The organism is Vibrio sp. Vb1166 (assembly GCF_033338695.1).
Classification (GTDB): Bacteria; Pseudomonadota; Gammaproteobacteria; order Enterobacterales; family Vibrionaceae; genus Vibrio; species Vibrio alginolyticus.
In genome coordinates this window covers 7,008-26,933 of record NZ_JAWOTE010000015.1, presented here as the reverse complement: position 1 = coordinate 26,933, position 19,926 = coordinate 7,008, and the positions used below count along the sequence as shown (strand labels likewise).

The window sequence follows — 19,926 nt, the reverse complement described above, 5'->3', positions numbered from 1 at the left end:
TCCACCTATGCTCTCACTATCATAATGTTGGGAGTAGTGATATGCCTGTATCGGGAATTCAATCTGGATACCACATCGTTCAGATGTCACAACAAATGGCCGAGAAAGCTGCACATGGCATTAGCAATAATGTAAGTAAGGTAAAAGAAGAGCTTTCTGATCATAACATCGATTTAGCTGCGGTTGCGGATGTCGCAATAACAGCCTCAACACCTAGCCTTCCCTCTCAAAAAGTTGAATCTCTCATCAACCTCGCACAAGCCGCTGGTTATAACCGAGTTGGCGCGTCTGTCATAGAGAAAAACAATGAAATCATTGGCAGCTTGCTAGACATCCACGTTTAGGCGATTTAACGTCAAATTATCGCTATTTTAATTTCCAACTATCATTGTAACGTCGTAACAAGATAACCCCTTTGCTTCGTTCTTGCTTTCTATTTCGATTCAAATATCTCCTGTTTAAAATCAAGCGTTCCCGAAAAAAATGGGCGGCTTATCAGAGCCGCCCATTTTTGTGTTATATACAGGTTTATCCGTTATCAATAACACCGTTGTTCAGCAATGACTCTACAATCTCATTGGAGCTGAGACCGTTGAAGTCGATTGAAGTACCTAAGTTTTCCACGACAATAGTCTGTTGAACATTTGCATCCGTCGTAATGTTCAGAGAAACACTTTCCGTCGATGCATCGTAGTCTGCCGAAATGTGACCAAGCAGATCATCCATGTCGATCATTGAGTTATTGAGATCAGAGATAACTTCACGTAAATCGATGCTGTCTTCGTTAACAGTGAAGTCAGTAATGGTATCCACTGCCCCTTCATCAACGGAGTCTACCGTCCACTTGAAGATATCGCTGCCGTCTCCACCCGTTAAGATATCTGAGCCTAAGCCACCGATAAGAACGTCATCGCCATCGCCACCCAGAATAACGTCGTCACCGTCGCCACCAATCAAATTAATACCTGTGTCTCCACCGACTAAATAGCTGTCGTCCACTGCGGTTGACTGGTCAATATCGTCGCTATCACTACTCACATTCAAACTAATTTGGACAGGTGAAGACTGCGCTTCATCGCCATTAGATTCCGTTGATATCGCCGTAAGCGAAATATCGTAAGAACCGACATCAATACCACTGTTAGTATCTGTTGCGACAATTTCTAGCGTATCAATTTCATCGCTTGGTACTGTCCAAGTGGTACCATCGAAGCTAATGCCTGATGGAGAAACGCCACTTGTTACCTCTGCACTAGCTGGTACGCCCGTTAGCTCCAAAGACAGCACCTCGTCAATATCAGTAAGCGCCGCCATGATTCCGACAATCGCTAAACCTTGACTGCTCGCGGTTTGGCTAGCCGCAATTTGACGAATGTAATTAAACTGAGGATTGATACTCAATGTAGGTGCATCAGCTACAGGTGTCACATTGATAGTGAAGTCTTGATTCGCTTCCAATGCGGTACTCGATGCATTTTCGAAGTACACGCCGTTGTCTTCGACTTTCACCGATAAAGTGATTGAAGCTGCGTTGACATCTCCTGCATCCACAAATACACCCTCAGAAGCGTCTGTTGCTCCAAGAACGGAGTTAATATTATCTGGTGTGCCCATTAGGGTGATTTCACCAGCCATCCCCGCCCCAACAGTCACACCACTACCTGCTGGCGGCTCGACACGAAGGTCGCCCTCGGTAACTGTAAGAGTCACGGTCATGCTTTCATTTGCTTGTGCGCCCGCAAAGTCGACGTCACTCACACTAATACCCGTTACTTTCTGGCCATCAGCTTCATTGATCGTATCCGTTACCGACGTTGCAGTGATTTCAGGTGCGTCATTGGTAGCTTCAACATTCAACACTGCTGTGCCCGCGATTGTAATTGGGTCTGGAGCGCCGTTAGTGGTTCCGTCATCTGTGATTTCATAAGTGAAATTAACGTCACCAAAGAAATCTGCTGCGGGTTCAAACGTCCACTCTGTCGCACTCACTTGAGTCAGCGTGCCGGAAGCTGGATCCACTAACACAACATTATCGACGGTCAAGTTGTCTGACTCAGGATCACTTGCGTTGCTCAGCAACTCAGTAGCCGTAATAGTTACCGAACCACCATCTTCTTCGGTACTACTCAACGTTACCTCTGATGTTACCGGTGCATCGTTCACCTCAGTGACTTCGAAGGTCGCCGTTCCTGACACCGTTTGAGGATCTGAAACACCGTTCGTTGTACCGTTGTCGGTAATGTCGTAGGTCAAATCGACCTTGCCGTTGTAGCCAGGCGCAGGAGTAAATGACCATGTACCTGTTACGTTGTCGAAATCCAATGTGCCGCTGCTTGGATCAACCAACTGGACATTGTTCACCATCAAGGTGTCGTTTTCAATATCAGACGCATTCGCCAACAAATCAGCTTGGGTAATATCAACCGCCGTACTGTCTTCTGCGATATCAGAAAGTGTCACTTCAGACGTCGTTGGAGCATCATTGACTTCCGTTACGTTGAACGATGCGCTGCCGTTAACCGATTTAGGATCGGATACACCATTTGTCGTGCCATCATCTGTAATGGTGTACGTGATTTCAACTGGACCGTTGTAATCTGGTGCTGGGGTAAATTCCCACTCTCCCGTGCCACTGTTGAAAGTAATGCTGCCCGAATTCGGATCCGTTAACTGAACATTGCTAACCGTGAGATTATCGTTCTCTACGTCTGTCGCATTCGCAATAAGATCCGCTTCAGAGATGGAGAACACACCACTGTCTTCTTCAATGTCCGGTAGCGTCACTGGCGTAGTTTCTGGGGTATCATTCACCGCTGTTACTTCAATATTGAAGCTGCTGCTGTTGGTATTTAGGGTGTCATCTACCCCACCAATTACGATACCTTCATTACCTTGGTCATCGACTGTCACGTCCACCTGAACGTCACCAAAGAAGTTCAGCTCTGGGTTAAACTCAATCAGACCGTCTGCAATGGCATTGTTTAGATCGGCCACTGTGCCTTTCAGTTCAACGGAGTCCGTACCATCACCGCTCACGGTTAGGTTGTAAGTAGCGATGAGCGTTGGATTAAGCTCCAAGATACCGCTGTCGACGTTCACATTGAGTACATATTCAGCATTCGGATCATCGAGTACGGCATCAATGTCGGTAATGCTGAAACCATCAAGCAGCAATGGCGTATCTTCTGGTGTTTCCACATCCACGGTGTTGACGAACTCTGGACGATCGTTCACTGCTTCAACATCAACAGTGACATCAAACTCCTCTGCGGAGCCCAAGCTTTGACTGCCATCGAGCCCAGTATCAACGGCTTGCACTTTGAAATGCAGCGAACCATCCCATGAGTTATCGTTGCGATCCCCAGAATTAAACACCACTTGATCCAAGTCTTGAGCATTGATTTCTAAGACAAAAATGCCGCCGCCTTGGTCAGTAAACACTGTCCCATCAGGTAATGAAACACTCGCCCCATCAGGGACATTGGAGACCTCAACTCTCAGCGTCTCTGGATCATTTTCCTGGTAGTTTGCACCATCTCCGATGGACTCTTTGTTATCAACCACTAACGCATTTACATTAATAACAATGTCTTCGCCCTCATTACCTGCAGCCGAAGTATCGGGATTCACATCAACATCATCACCAATAGGATTGACAATAAGCGTAAAGTTGTTGTTTCGTTCCGTTGGAACTTGTAGCAACTCCTCTTGAATGAAGACCGTAATACCTATCTCAGCCTCGCCACTAAAGTGTTTTGGCGGTTTAATTTGGATGTCACTCAGGTCAATGGACGTCTGAGTGAGATCTTTTAGTTGAATACTCCATTCGCCCCCACCGTTGTTCTTAACAACATAATCAGAGGAATTGGATTTAACGATAAAGTCATCAGGAAGCCCCGTTAACTTGAGTGAAACGAAACTCTCAGAACCGTCATTATCGTTCAGGCTGATCGAAACACCAGAGCCCGATTGATTCAGCGAAATTAAAGTATCTTCGTCACCAATCACCGTGATTGGCTGCGTCGGATCGGCACCTGTAATGGTAATGTCATCAACGACTGGCGTAACTTCAAATGTGACATCGTCAGTGAAGGTTCTCACATCTATATTATCGCCAGAGTTATTCAAGATAGACTGATCAAACACAGCTTCATCAGTAATTTCTCCCTCGACATTAATCTTGACGGTATTTTGGCCACCACCTACGGGGTAATTTTCTTTTGGCTTAAACAGAACATTGTCAAGCGCACCAGCTAAAATCTCAGCTTCATTAAACTCAATACTGGTTCCTAAGCTGTTACCATTGGCATCAACAAACTCACCTAATGTTGTGTCATCAAGCTCTAACTTGATGTTCGTTAGTGTTTCTCGACCACCTTGAGTGTTGTTAAATTGATCGGCAAAATCAACACTCAAGTTAAGTTGGATTAAGCCATCTTCGTAACCAACACCATCCGCCGTGGGAACGTCGTTATTTAGATCAGTCACAGGTTGTTTGTTTGCATCCAAGCCGAAAGTACCGACGATATCTACTCTTACATTTGGTGTGACATCGCTATCCAACGGCTGATCCCCGGCTGAACTCGGAACGTCTGCAACCGGTAAAACCTGAACTGGAAACTGAACATTATTTTCTTTTTCATCACCGGACTCAGTGTCTTTAGTGACGAACCGAATTGGTAATTCGAAATCACCTGCGTAATCTTCTGCCAAGTGCATCGTCAAACCATCAAGGCCAGTAATATTTCCACTCGCATCGATATGGGCTTGGAACACGTATTTACCATTGACAAAGTCGATATCCGTCCCCGTGATCACCAAGCCAGGAGGAATACCAGGAGCTGAAGGATCGACGATAATAGTCAAGACATCCTCCACGCCATCTGCATTAATCGCATCAACTTTCGACGTTAACTGAGCACCAAGGTTAATAGAATTGTCTTCCAACGCTTGAATTTGGACATCATCAGCCACCTGAATCTCTGCCGCTACACTCATTTGCGGTGTGAGAACGGTAGGAAATTCAAGTGTCACATCCGTTTGGCGCATGACCGTCGCATCTTTTTCGTTGCCCAAATCTTCGCCCAAATCATTCACTTCTGCGTAAATGGTTAAGCCAATTTGAGAGAGACCACCGTTATCGCCATCGTCACTGTCATCGTTTGGTGTTAAATCAAGTCCAGACGGCGCTTTAATTGAGAAGTTGTCTTCATTAGTTACTGTCCAACGACCTCCACCTTCATTTAGTGCACCGACGATAACCAATTGGTTGAGGATCTCAGGGTCCACATTGTGAAATTGAACAACAAGTTGAGTCACCACTTCATCTGAAGACGCATCAAACTCTTGATATTTAATGATATGAGCACCAGATTCGCCCCCCATAGAAGTGTTGATCGTAAAGTCAATGTTACCTTGATCGTCTGACTTCACGATATCGGTAGCACCACCACCACTTTCAGTGACAAGCAGACGGGTTTGGTCGTCTATTGCCCCCGTCTTATCCTCTGGCTCAACGATTGGATTAACTTGGACATTCACCGTACCATTGATGGTTTTCTCAGCGATACCTTCACCGGGATTCGAAGCGTCAACATATTCATGGTCAATCTCTTTCACAGTGACGGTCGTGGTCAAGTCAAAGTCAGTACTTGAATCCTGCTCCAACTGGACTTGAACATAGCCACTTTGAGAGATTTTAGCGGAAAAATCTTGCTCTGATTCACCGGCTTGCGGTGAAAGCGTTAGTGTTCCAGAAACAAGCGCTTGTGCCACACCATCTACATAGACCGTGCTGCCTGGAGGAAATCCAGAGATGGTTACATCACTAAAGAATTCATCGGTATCAGGGCTTTGTACGAGCGTCGGTTTCCAATCGATGTCAAAGCGCGTATCTTCATCTCCCTCCGATCGAACAACGTAGTTATCTTGAGCATCAATAACGGGTTCGACCTTGATCCTTACCTCTCTTTCAATCACACGACTATGACCATCATTCTCGGTAACAATGATCGTCCCTGTAATCGCAATGTTTTCAGTTGAAGAGGCTTCCGGAATAATTTGAATACCGGAATTAAAATTCAGCCCAGTGATGTTTGCTTCGTAAATCGGTTGACCGTTACCATCATAGCCAACAAAAGTGAGGTCAACGCTTGAACCGTCTGAATCTACGACACGAACACCATCGGGGATGTTGGACAGGATAACAGTAATGGCTTCTGAATCATCCTGTGGTCTATCGGCAACTTCACCAGATACAACCGAGAAGTTGAGGTTTACAACACCATTCTCTTCAATAGTCGTCTCTATTCCGGCCACATCTCCGTCTACGAATCGGTTCCAAACGTTCCCCGCGTCAATTAATACCGTGTCTGGTATGTCAGCAACACCTTTTACACCAACGATGACGGTCTTACTGCCCAGTGACAACACATCTTCTGTCGTACCGGTAGACAATGATGCTGTGTCTTTCACAATGCCTTCGACATTGAAAGTAAAGTCATCATTGCTGTGCAACGGAGGAAGAACTTCGACGTTCGCTAATTCAGACTCTGGCACTTCGTAATAAAGTACATTGCCGCCTGAATCGGTCACTTCTACTATCTGACTTGGGTTTGCTGAGTCCAGCCACACCAAAGTAACCCCATCAATTGAGAAGTTAGAAATGCGCACAAATAACGCTTCAGAACCATCTAAGTCCGCTGATGGTTTCATGGTGATCACTTCACTTAATTGGAGTGGGTCGTGATCAGTGACAGGGTCTACCGTATTTTGAGTTCGAGCATTATCCTCAAACACATTAATTCGGTTTACAGTAAAACTACCTTTATCCGCAACTGGGTTTACATCAATAATGATGGTTTCGGTTTCTGAGCGAGCGGTATCTTTCCCAAGCAGTGGATTGTTGTTTTCCGTCGTAATAGCGGTGACATCAATTCTGATTTCGCCCGAGAAGTTATCTATCGGATCAACTTGAACTTCATCAATTCGGCTTGCATCCACCAGATAAACACCACCGGATTTTGGTATCGCACTACCATCTGAATAGACTAACTCTGCGTTACCTTCTCCTTGTGTAAAGACAAGCTCGTACACAATGCCTTCTGGGTTACTAGTGTCTTGGGTTTCAGCCGTGATGTTAAGTGCGACATTGTTTCCATCTTCATCAACCGAGTAGTTAAATTCGCTGCTTGCCGTCCACGTTGCAATATCTGCGACGGCAGCAACTTCAATGTCTAAACGACCATTAATCGTATGATCTGGCGTACCATTGTTAAGAATTTCCACGCGGATACGAGGATCGATACCAGAAGCATCGGTTGATGTATGACGATCTGGTACGAAGTACAAGTTATCTAACGAGACAAGCTCACCATTGAATGACTGCTCAACATTTGATGCGTCGAGAACAACCGTATTGCCCACAGATGTTAATTCAATGTAGTTGCCACTGCCGTCTCTGTAGTAGAACGTACCGTTGTGAGTATCAGCATCTCGAATAGTGATGTCACCTAAGCTCTCGTTACGGTCGATATCGTGTAAATTGATAACCAAGTCGACTTTCGCAGGGCTAACATCCAGCGTCGACAAGTTGTCCTGAGTATTTGCAGAGTCAACGCCCACAACGACACCATCACGCCCTTGGTCTTCGAACGCAGTAACGGTAGACGTGTCAATTTGCGCATTGCGGTCTCTTATCGAGATATCCACATCGGCATCTGCGATATCGCCATCACCATCGGTTGCAACAACGTTGATGGTGAAATCAATCGAGTCGGTTTCGGTATGGTCAAGGTCGTCATTCGGACGGAATGACACACTGCCATCGGTTCGAACAACCAAACGACCGATTTCAGTATCCACTCCGTCAAGAACCTTGTGAACAAATACGACTTGGTCGCTGCCGTTCAAATCGACAGAATCAGAATCAACACCATTTTGCTTAAAGTAAATGCCTGAATCATCAGCCGAGAATGAAGTCACTTGTGCGCCGTCAGCACCAAGGTCATCATCCCCCTCTACAGGGTCTCGGAATAAACGAACCGTGCGGCTGCCTTGCCCCTCAACACGCGAAATAGATGCATCGTGCAAGGTTGGAACATCATCGGTAATCGTCACTGGTAAGTTAATACCTGCCGTATCACCATCGACATCGGTCGCAAAGACTGGGAGATCAAGTATGAGTGTATCTTCGCCTTGAGTTGAGTGATCTAGCGCACCCTCAAGCGTAAACTTGTAAGAGCCGTCAGCGTTCAAAACTAGTGTGAACACTGAGTTACCATCAGGTGTTTGACCTTGATAAGTAAAGTTGTTGTTGCTTACCGCGGTTTGAACTAACGTCACCGCAAAACCACCTGAAGTTACTCCTGGTATCGGGTTAGAAGTAAGATCCAGCTGATAAGAGACAACGGTATCTGCCCCTTCCACCGTATCGAAATTGCCCGTTGCTTCTAGGCTGTCTTTGTTGGTTGCCTGAGAGCCGTTGGCAAGGTCATCCTCATCAACAGCCAAAGCATCTGCTGATTTAATTTCGGGAATGTCATCAACTACGGTAATTGGAAGATTCAGTGATGATGACGTGTCACCATCAAAGTCTGTTACTGTAATTGGAATATCAATGACAAGGTTGTTTTCACCTTGAACAGCGTCATGGTCGATTGGTCCCAACAGCTCAAATTGGTAGCTGTCATTATTCGCATCAAGAGACAGCGTGAAGATCTTAGTTGATGTGCCAGTAATAACCGCTTCGTAACTGGTTACTCCACCATTCGTGCTTACTAGATTCAACTCGATGCTGCTGCCGTTCGACGTTAAACCAGACACGACTGCATCGAGGTCTGAAACTTGGTAGCTGACAATCTTGTCTGCACCAGCAACGACCTCAAATCCGCCGTTCAATACCGTTGAATCACTACTTGTCGTGTCAGAGCCACCAGCAAGATCATCTTCATCAACGGTTTGTTGGCTTGAGTCTGTCACTTTCACAATCGCTGGAACATCGTCCACTACTGTGATCGGCAAGGTGATGTTATTGGACACATCGCCGTCAAAATCGGTCGCGTTGACTGGGAAGTTGATGACTAACGAGTTTTCATCGTTACCCGCAGGATGATCAAGTGCACCCAACAGTTCAAATTCATAACTGTCTGCTGAACCATTTAGCGTCAGTTTAAAGACGGTGTCCGTCGTACCTTGTACATAAGCTCGGTACTCAATCACACCGTTTGAATTTGAAAACTCAACCAACTCAAGCGGTTGACCACCTGAGGTAAGTCCAGAAACAGGCGACGTTAAGCTATCCAACTGGAAGCTAACGATAGAGTCGGCACCATCAGTAACGTCAAAGTTGCCACCAATGATATTGGATTCTGGCGTGTCGTCCGAACCTTGGCTTGGAATATCATCCTCATCCACAGACAAGGTACTACCAGAGCTAATAGCATCAATGGTTGGCTTGTCATCTACGATGGTCACTGGCAAGGTCGCAGTGATGGTATCGTTGTCGCCATCCGTGATCTTCACAGGTAGATTCAACAAAATCTCATCAGAGTTAACCGCGTGATCTAACTGACCAGATAACTCAAAGTCGTATTTACCATCTTGATGAAGTGTCAACGTGAAGACCGTCACTCCACCCTGAGTTTGTCCCACGTATACAAGCGCGTCAGCAGTTGAAGCGCCAACGTCTTGAGAAAGTGTTACCTCTTCTCCACCCGATTTCAGATTCGGGATAGGATTTGAGCTTAGATCCAATTCGAAAGCATCAATACCATCTGCGCTAGTGACTTCGAACTCACCTGATACCGTTAACGGCTCTTTAGTGCCATCAGAACCAAGAGGTAAGTCATCTTCGTCGACACGTAGACTTTCAATATTAGTAACAACTGGAACATCGTCCACAACGGTAATTGGCAATGTGAAGGCTGGTGAAGTATCACCATCATTATCTGTCGCCGTCACAGGGAGGTTAATAACAATCTCGTTTTGCTGATTACCATCTGGATGATCAAGCGGCTTCTGTAAATCGAACTCGTAGGTGTTGTTCGTTGCATCCAACGTCAGTTCGAACACAACTTCAGCAGGATTGCCAGCGACACCTTGGTATACGTTCACGCCGTTTGCGCTAGAAGACAGAACTAAGGCTATAGCTTCACCATCTGAAGTCAGTGACGCAACAGGCGTGGTCAGGTCACTCAGCTGAATAGAAGCAACTTGGTCAGCACCTTCGGTGATATCAAAAGTACCTGAAATAACAGTATCTTCTGCACTTGCAGCATCCGTACCTGCTGGTAGGTCATCTTCATCAACGGTTTGTTCGCTGCCTGCTAGTAAACCATCAATGGTCGGAACATCATCCACAACCGTAATTGGTAAGGTGATGTTGTTCGACACATCTCCATCAAAGTCCGTCGCGTTTATCGACAAATTGATGACCAGTTCATTTTGGCCATCAGCATTTGGATGATCGAGAGGAGCGAGCAAATCGAACGTGTAGCTGTCATCAGAGGCATCGAGGGTCACACGGAATACCGGTGTCGTCGTGCCATCAATACGAGCTTCGTAAACTGAAACACCACCTGCGTTTGATACTTCAACCATAACCAGAGATTGACCACCAGAGGTCAGGCCTTGTACTGGCGTCGTTAGGTCAGAAACGCTGTACTCGACAATGCCATCAGAACCATCAGTCGCGATGAAGTTACCGGCAATGCTGTTCGACTGTGTACCATCAGATCCGACTGTTGGGATATCATCCTCATCAACCGTTTGCACACTTGTTGCTTCGATTCCGCCAAGTGTCGGCTTGTCATCAACGATCTTGACAGGAATTGTCTCAGCAGAGGTATCACCATCAAAGTCTGTTGCGATGATTGGGAAGTTGAGCGTTAACTCATCACTATCAACAGCATGATCGATTGGGCCTTCAAGCGTGAAGTTATAAGAGCCATCAGTGTTCACTGTCAGTGTAAAGACCGCTTCAGTACCCGCTGTCGCCTCGTAAGTAAAGCTGCCATCACCATTTGCGGTTTCCGTCAGTGTGACTGCCACGCCTTGTGATGTAAGGCCAGCCACTGGTGTTGCAGACACGTCAAGCTGATAACTTACCACTCGGTCCGAGCCTTGTGTGGTAGTGAAGTTGCCATCGATTGAAATCGGGCCAGTCTGATCTGAACCAATCGTGCCTAAATCATCTTCATCAACGGTAATCGAATCAACATCGATAATGGTCGGCTTATCATCCACGATGGTGACTGGGATCGTTTCTGTGGTGGTATCACCATCAAAGTCCGTCGCGATGATTGGGAAGTTCAGTGTCAGCTCATCACTACCCGTCGCATGGTCGATTGGACCTTGCAGCGTGAAGTTGTATGAACCATCCGTATTAACGGTCAGCGTAAATACTGCTTCAGTTCCTGCTGTCGCTTCATAAGTGTAGCTACCGTCGCCGTTTGCAGTTTCCGTCAGCGTGACGGCCACACCTTGTGATGTCAGACCATCAACTGGTGTTGCAGCAGTATCTAATTGGTAGCTCACTACCCCATCAGAGCCTTGCGTTGTAGTGAAGTTGCCATCGATTGAAATTGGATCTGAGCCATCAGAGCCAATCGTCGCTAGGTCATCTTCATCCACACGGATTGCGTCTACATCAGTGATGGTTGGTTTATCATCAACGATGGTGACAGGTAGTGTTTCCGTCGACGTGTCGCCATCAAAATCTGTTGCGATAATCGGGAAATCGATTTGCAGACTGTCGCTATTCACCGCATGGTCTAGTGGGCCTTGCAGAGTAAAGGTGTAGCTGCCGTCTGACTTCACCACCAATTCAAATACGGCATTGCCATCTGCTGTGGCTGTGTAAGTAAAACTGCCGTCGCCGTTAGCAGTTTCAGCAAGCACGACAGGCTCCCCATGAGAGGTCAACCCTGCTACTGGATCTGCGGTTGCATCAAGCTGGTATTTAACAACGCTGTCTGAGCCTTCAGTTGTGGTGAAAGAGCCCGACATAAACGCATCATCGTTTTGGTCTGAGCCAATTGTAGCGAGATCATCTTCGTCTACTGTCAGTGGAACAACGTTATTAATGGTTGGAACGTCATCAGTAATCGTGACTGGAATGGTCGCGGTCGTCGTATCGCCATCAAAGTCTGTTGCAATGATTGGGAAGTTCAGAACTAATTCATCACTGTTTAACGCATGATCCACCGGACCTTCTAGACGGAAGTTGTATGTGCCGTCTGCATTCACGTTCATGGTGAAGACAGGATTGCCATCCGCGGTAGCCACGTAAGTAAAGCTGCCATCGACATTCGCAGTCTCTACCAAAGTAACAGGCTCACCTTGGGAGGTTAATCCCGAAACAGGATCAGAAGTTGAATCAAGTTGGTAGCTCACCACTCGGTCTGAGCCTTGAGTAGTAGTGAACACGCCTTCAACAAACACAGCGTCAGTTTGGTCTGAGCCAATGCCTGATAAATCATCTTCATCCACAGCCAGAGGCACAACATTATCGATGATTGGCGCATCATCCGTAATGGTGACTGGAATGGTCGCCGAAGTCGTATCACCATCAAAATCGGTGGCAATAATTGGGAAATCAATCGTCAGGCTGTCGCTGTTAGCTGCATGGTCAATCGGGCCTTGCAGCGTAAAGTCGTACGTACCATCTGCTGCTACATTCAACGTGAAGACTGGATTACCGTCAGCGGTCGCAACATAGGTAAAGCTGCCGTCGCCATTCGCGGTTTCCACCAAGGTAATCGCCTCACCTTGAGAGGTTAGCCCCGCAACAGGATCAGCCGTTGAATCCAGTTGATAGCTCACCACTCGGTCAGAGCCTTGTGTGGTAGTAAACGCGCCTTCAACGAACAGATCGCCGCCAGGGTCGGAACCCACACCGGTAAGGTCATCTTCATCGACACTTAACGCATCCACCGCTGTGATGGTCGGTACATCATCAACAATCGTGACTGGAATGGTTTCAGTAACGGTGTCGCCATCAAAGTCGGTTGCGATAATTGGGAAGTTGAGTGTCAGTTCGTCACTATCAACCGCGTGATCAATTGGCCCTTCAAGTGTGAAGTTGTAAGAGCCATCAGTATCTACTGTCAGAGTAAATACTGGATTGCCACCCGCAGTCGCTTCATAAGTGAAACTACCATCACCATTTTCGGTTTCTATCAGTGTGACAGCCACGCCTTGCGACGTTAAACCGTCAACCGGTGTTGATGTGCCATCGAGTTGGTAGCTCACCACTCGGTCTGAACCTTGTGTGGTGGTGAAGTTACCATCAATAGAAATCGGATTGCTTTGGTCTGAGCCAATTGACGCTAGATCATCTTCATCAACCGTAATGGAATCCACGTCAGTAATCACTGGCTTATCGTCCACGATCGTCACAGGGATAGTGGCATTTGTGGTGTCGCCATCAAAGTCTGTTGCGATGATTGGGAAGTTGAGTGTCAGCTCATCGCTATCTACCGCGTGGTCGATTGGCCCTTCAAGCGTGAAGTTATAAGAGCCATCAGTGTTCACTGTCAGCGTAAAGACCGACTCAGTGCCTGCTGTTGCTTGGTAGGTAAAGCTGCCATCAGCGTTTGCGGTTTCAGTTAGCGTGACTGCCACGCCTTGTGATGTGAGTCCAGCCACTGGTGTCGCAGACGCGTCAAGCTGATAACTCACTACTCGGTCAGAGCCTTGTGTGGTGGTGAAGTTGCCATCGATTGAAATCGGGCCAGTCTGATCTGAGCCAATCGTGCCTAAATCATCTTCATCGACGGTAATCGCGTCGACATCGGTAATAGTTGGCTTATCATCCACTATGGTGACTGGGATCGTTTCTGTGGTGGTATCACCATCAAAATCCGTCGCGATGATTGGGAAGTTCAGTGTCAGTTCATCACTGTCTGTCGCATGGTCGATTGGACCTTGCAGCGTGAAGTTGTATGAACCATCCGTATTAACGGTCAGCGTAAATACTGCTTCAGTTCCTGCTGTCGCTTCATAAGTGTAGCTACCGTCACCGTTTGCGGTTTCAGTCAGCGTGACGGCCACACCTTGTGATGTTAGACCGTCAACAGGCGTTGCAGCAGCATCCAATTGGTAGCTTACTACCCCATCAGAGCCTTGCGTTGTAGTGAAGTTGCCATCGATTGAAATTGGATCTGAGCCGTCAGAGCCAATCGTCGCTAGGTCATCTTCATCCAAGCGGATCGCGTCTACGTCAGTGATGCTTGGTTTATCGTCAACAATGGTGACAGGCAATGTTTCTGTCGACGTATCACCATCAAAGTCTGTCGCGATAATCGGGAAATCAATTTGTAGGCTGTCACTATTTACCGCATGGTCTAGTGGGCCCTGCAGAGTAAAGGTGTAGCTGCCGTCTGGCTTCAACACCAATTCAAATACGTCATTGCCATTTGCTGTGGCAGTGTAAGTAAAGCTGCCATCACCATTTGCTGTCTCTGCAAGCACAACAGGCTCACCATGAGAGGTTAACCCTGATACTGGATCTGCCGTTGCATCAAGCTGGTATTTAACAACGCTGTCTGAGCCTTCAGTTGTGCTGAAAGAGCCCGACATAAACGCATCATCGTTTTGGTCTGAGCCAATTGTTGCGAGATCATCTTCGTCTACTGTCAGTGGAACAACGTTATTAATGGTTGGAACGTCATCAGTAATCGTGACTGGAATGGTCGCGGTCGTCGTATCGCCATCAAAGTCTGTTGCAATGATTGGGAAGTTCAGTACTAGCTCATCGCTGTTTAACGCATGATCGATTGGACCTTCTAGACGGAAGCTGTATGTACCGTCTGCATTCACGTTCATGGTGAAAACCGGATTGCCATCCGCGGTAGCCACGTAAGTAAAGCTGCCATCGGCATTCGCCGTCTCTACCAAAGTAACAGGCTCACCTTGAGAAGTTAAACCTGCGACAGGATCAGAAGTTGAATCAAGTTGGTAGCTCACCACACGGTCTGAACCTTGGGTGGTCGTAAACGCGCCTTCAACAAACACAGCGTCGCTTTGGTCTGAACCAATGCCTGATAAATCATCTTCGTCTACAGCCAGAGGCACAACATTATCGATGATTGGTGCATCATCCGTAATGGTGACTGGAATGGTCGCCGAAGTCGTATCACCATCAAAATCGGTGGCAATAATTGGGAAATCAATCGTCAGGCTGTCGCTGTTAGCTGCATGGTCAATCGGGCCTTGCAGCGTAAAGTCGTAAGTACCATCTGCTGCTACATTCAACGTGAAGACAGGATTGCCATCTGCGGTCGCAACATAAGTAAAGCTGCCGTCGCCATTCGCGGTTTCCACCAAGGTAATCGCCTCACCTTGAGACGTTAGCCCCGCAACAGGATCAGCCGTTGAATCCAGTTGATAGCTCACCACTCGGTCAGAGCCTTGAATAGTGGTAAACGCGCCTTCAACGAACACAGCGTCAGTTTGGTCTGAACCCACGCCGCTAAGGTCATCTTCATCGACACTCAACGCATCCACCGCTGTGATGGTCGGTACATCATCAACAATCGTGACTGGAATGGTTTCAGTAACGGTGTCGCCATCAAAGTCGGTTGCGATAATTGGGAAGTTCAGTGTCAACTCGTCACTATCAACCGCGTGATCAATTGGCCCTTCAAGTGTGAAGTTATAAAAGCCATCAGTATCTACTGTCAGAGTAAATACTGGGTTACCACCCGCAGTCGCTTCATAAGTGAAACTACCATCACCATTTGCGGTTTCTGTCAGTGTGACAGCCACGCCTTGCGAGGTTAAACCGTCCACTGGTGTTGCTGAAGCATCGAGTTGGTAGCTCACCACTCGGTCTGAACCTTGCGTGGTGGTGAAGTTACCATCAATAGAAATTGGATTACTTTGGTCTGAACCGATTGACGCTAGATCATCTTCATCAACCGTGATGGCATCCACGTCCGTAATAACTGGCTTATCGTCCACAATTGCCACTGGGATAGTGGCATTTGTGGTATCGCCATCAAAGTCTGTTGCGATGATTGGGAAGTTGAGCGTTAACTCATCACTATCAACAGCATGATCAATTGGCCCTTCTAGCGTGAAGTTATAGCTACCATCAGTATTCACCGTCAGCGTAAAGACCGCTTCACTACCCGCTGTCGCCTCGTAAGTAAAGCTGCCATCAGCGTTTGCGGTTTCAGTCAGCGTAACTGCCACGCCTTGTGATGTAAGGCCAGCTACTGGTGTTGCAGACGCGTCAAGCTGATAGCTCACCACTCGGTCAGAGCCTTGTGTGGTGGTGAAGTTACCATCAATAGAAATCGGGTCAGTCTGGTCCGAACCAATCGTGCCTAAATCATCTTCATCAACAGTAATCGCATCAACATCGGTAATAGTTGGCTTATCATCCACGATGGTAACAGGCAATACGATTTGGCTTGTGTCACCATCGAAGTCTGTAGCAATAACGCTAAAATCAAGGGTTAAGCTGTCGCTATTTGCCGCATGGTCAATTGGACCTTGCAGCTCAAAACTGTACGAGCCGTCGGTATTCAAAATTAATGTGAAAACTGCACTGCCATTTGCCGTTGCGCTGTAGGTGTAACTGCCATCTGCATTTTGCGTTTCGGCAATGGAAACGGTTTGACCTTGAGATTGCAGGCCATTTAAATAATCAGCGTTTACATCCAACTGATACTGTACGACGCCATCAGAACCTTGAGTTGTCGTAAACTGACCTTCGACCAGCGTTGACTGTGATTGGTCAGAGCCTACCAAACTTAAGTCATCTTCATCGACGGTAAGAGAGACAACGTCATTAATGGTTGGCACATCATCGGCAATGGTTACCGGTAGAACAAGTGAACTGGTGTCACCGTCAAAGTCCGTTGCGACAATAGTGAAGTCTAGAGTTAAGCTATCGCTACCCACAGCATGATCGATTGGACCTTCAAGGGTAAATGAATAAGAACCGTCAGGGTTCACTTGTAAGGTGAAGATAGCGTCCCCTTCTGCCGTTGCAGAATAGGTAAAGCTGCCATCTGAATTGGTTGTTTCCGTCAGAGAGATAGATCGCCCCTGCGATTCCAACCCATTGAGTGGATCAGTGCCGCTCTCTAATTGATAACTTACAACACGGTCTGAGCCCTGAGTCGTCGTGAAGCTACCTTGCGCGAACACAGAGTCGCTTTGATCGGAGCCAATGCTTGATAAATCGTCTTCATCGACGGCTAGCGCATCAACGCCATCAATCGAAGGAACGTCATCTTGAACTTGAATGACAATTTGCGCAGCTTCTGGTGTGTTCGAACCTTCGGTAATAGAGGAGCGGTCACCATCCGCATCTACCGCGTAAACTGGCAGTGAGAAAGTGAGCGAGTCATCGTTAGCACCCGTATGGTCAAGTTGTTCATACAAGTTGAATTGGTATTCGCCCAATGCAGGTGCATCAATCGCCACATCAAATACGGTAATACGCACACCATCCAGCTCGATGAAGCCTTCGTAAGTACGTACGCCGTTACTCTCGGACGCTAGTTCTAGTTGAACAACCTGCCCTTGAGATTGGAGTTCTCCACCAACATTGAACTCTGTAGGTTCCAACTCATAGTGATCAATGATGTCACTTCCGACCGCTGTCGTGATCGACCCAGTACCACTTGTTACTGCCGCGCCTTCCTGTGAACCTTGGTCAACCCCCGCCTCGTCTAAAGACAAGCCCGTCACGTTCTCAATCACTGGATTATCGCCATCGAGGATGGTCATCGTAAAGGTGTTGCTTGCCGTATCTTGGTCGAAATCGACGATTGTGGTTGGCAAAGAGAGCTCAATCGTATCTTCACCGTTTGTTTGTTCTAACGGCTTAAATTGCTCAAATTGGTAGGTACCATCGGTGTTCAGACTGATGGTTAAGACGGTTTCATTCGAGCCAGCAATGGACAAGGTGATAGTACTGCCGTCTTCAGAGAGTACCGCTTCTGTCGCCTGATTATCACTCAATAGGCCATCGAATTGACTAAGTCCTTCTTGGTTAAACGTGACTGTTGCCAATTGATCACTACCAATATCAACAAAGGTGCCAGTGATTGGTGTAGAAGAAGATTCAACGTTTTCAAAAGTAACGTTTTGCGGCGCAGGATCATCGCCATCAATAACGGTTGTCGTAAAATCGATAGGCGCTTGAATGCTATTACCACCAATATCTGCGCCTGTAATGTCAAAAGCGATATTGATTTGATCACCGACGATAGATACTTGGCCATCAGCGATGGACGCCACATGGTCAATACCCTGGCTAATCGTGGTAACGACCTCTAACTCTAAATCACGGCCTAAAGATGTCGCTTCGATCTCGATACGAAGCACTTCGTTACCACCTTGAGTGCCGATAATGGCATTTTGCGCTTCGTCGTAAACGAACGCCACTGGCTGACCACCAGAGGTAATGTCACTATTTAACTCGGTTAACAAAGACTCTAATGAGGACGTTTCAGGTACAAATGAAGCAGTATCAAGTGCGAGATCCCCTGCTTCAACCAGCACACTAGAAGAAATGGTTTGCGGGTAGCTAGATAGAGAAATTGAGCCTTCTGTTACGTTAGATTGCAGTGACTGCCCACCATCAGCAAAGATCGTGACATTCAAACCGTCATCTTCGTCGCGATCATCTTCTCCGCTGCGAGTCGCAGACGTTTCAAAAAAAGTAGAAGCGAGTACTTCCGGGTTATTATATTCAACCGTCACGTAGCCAGCATTAGCCGAGCCTTCAGCACCTGCGCCAGCAGCTGTTGCTTCTAAGATAGCGGTAGGGTCAGCTCCGTCTAAAATAGCTTGCTGGATAGCGGCAATATCGTTGGCGTCGAAGTCAGCACTTCCAATAACCGTTGGGTCAAAAGTCACCAAGCCATTAACTGGAGATTGTACCAATACTGGTTCTAACGGTTCAGAAGAAGGCACAGGAAGACAAGCAACACAATTTGCATCGACCAGATAAAGCTCATTATTTATCTGTACGTCGAGAGAAGCGTTATTTTCTGTGATAATAATCTCGCCAGGTCTTAACTCATCCCCCGCTTTTATGACCTTAACGTTTCCATCCAGGCCCAAAACCAAAACTTCACCTTTGACAGCATTTACAATCGCGCTCTGCGGTACCGTGTGCGTACTCATCTGACCTCCGCTAATGGCTTACGTTTCCCATTAACCTTTTTAGATAATTTCTTATTAATTTAGTGCGGCATACTGCACACCTTTATACGATTAAACTAAGTATTGAATCATTAAACAATCGATAAATACCCTACTACCGAGCAACATAAGTAAAACTTACTCGTAGTCACAGAAATGTGACACATGTGCTGACGCGTAGATATCGAATAATTATATGAAATTGATACCTTATTCTGATTAAGTGTAGTTGTTTTAAGAAAAGAAGAGAGATGAAATCATTCAGCTAAACGCCAGACTGCCGGTTGCGATCAATAATGGAAGAAAAGCAATGAGAATGTTGTATACACCGGAGCGTGATGACAGCTTAATCAATATCGGTGACGAAAAAAACGTAACGATTAAATATTGAACAACATAAATTGCAGGACAAAATGCAACGATAAAAAAGTGGCTTACGATATGAATTCCCGCACACCACGAGTTCGGTTTTGTTCTGATATACAGCAAAAAAAACACGAGCAAGCTAATAATAAAATACATAAATACAGTACTTGAAAATAATTATCATTTTCAATCATATGTGAATATTCCCTTACTTTCAATGGTGTTTGAGCTATTAATGTCATCGTTATTATCAATCAACACAATAAGTAAAATTATCAGTAATTCCAGTCCTAAACGTTTGCGTAATCGCTAACCTTCTCTTAACCTTGATTTGAAGCTTTTATCACGGTTTTTTCATTGATATAGTGCGTCCATACAACAAAAAAAGACCAT

At 46.5% G+C, this 19,926-nt stretch carries 2 protein-coding genes; one reads left to right on the top strand and one right to left on the bottom strand.

From position 1 onward, the window contains the following. Positions 1-41: 41 nt before the first annotated feature. Positions 42-344 (top strand): hypothetical protein, encoded by a 303-nt coding sequence (locus R7E51_RS15455; RefSeq protein WP_047101396.1) that lies wholly within the window; start codon positions 42-44, stop codon positions 342-344. Between the two features lie 184 nt (positions 345-528). Here R7E51_RS15455 and R7E51_RS15450 read toward each other — a convergent pair whose 3' ends face one another. After that, on the bottom strand, positions 529-19,149 hold the full coding sequence (locus R7E51_RS15450; RefSeq protein WP_206957749.1) for a retention module-containing protein: 18,621 nt from the start codon (positions 19,147-19,149) through the stop codon (positions 529-531). Between the last annotated feature and the right edge of the window lie 777 nt (positions 19,150-19,926).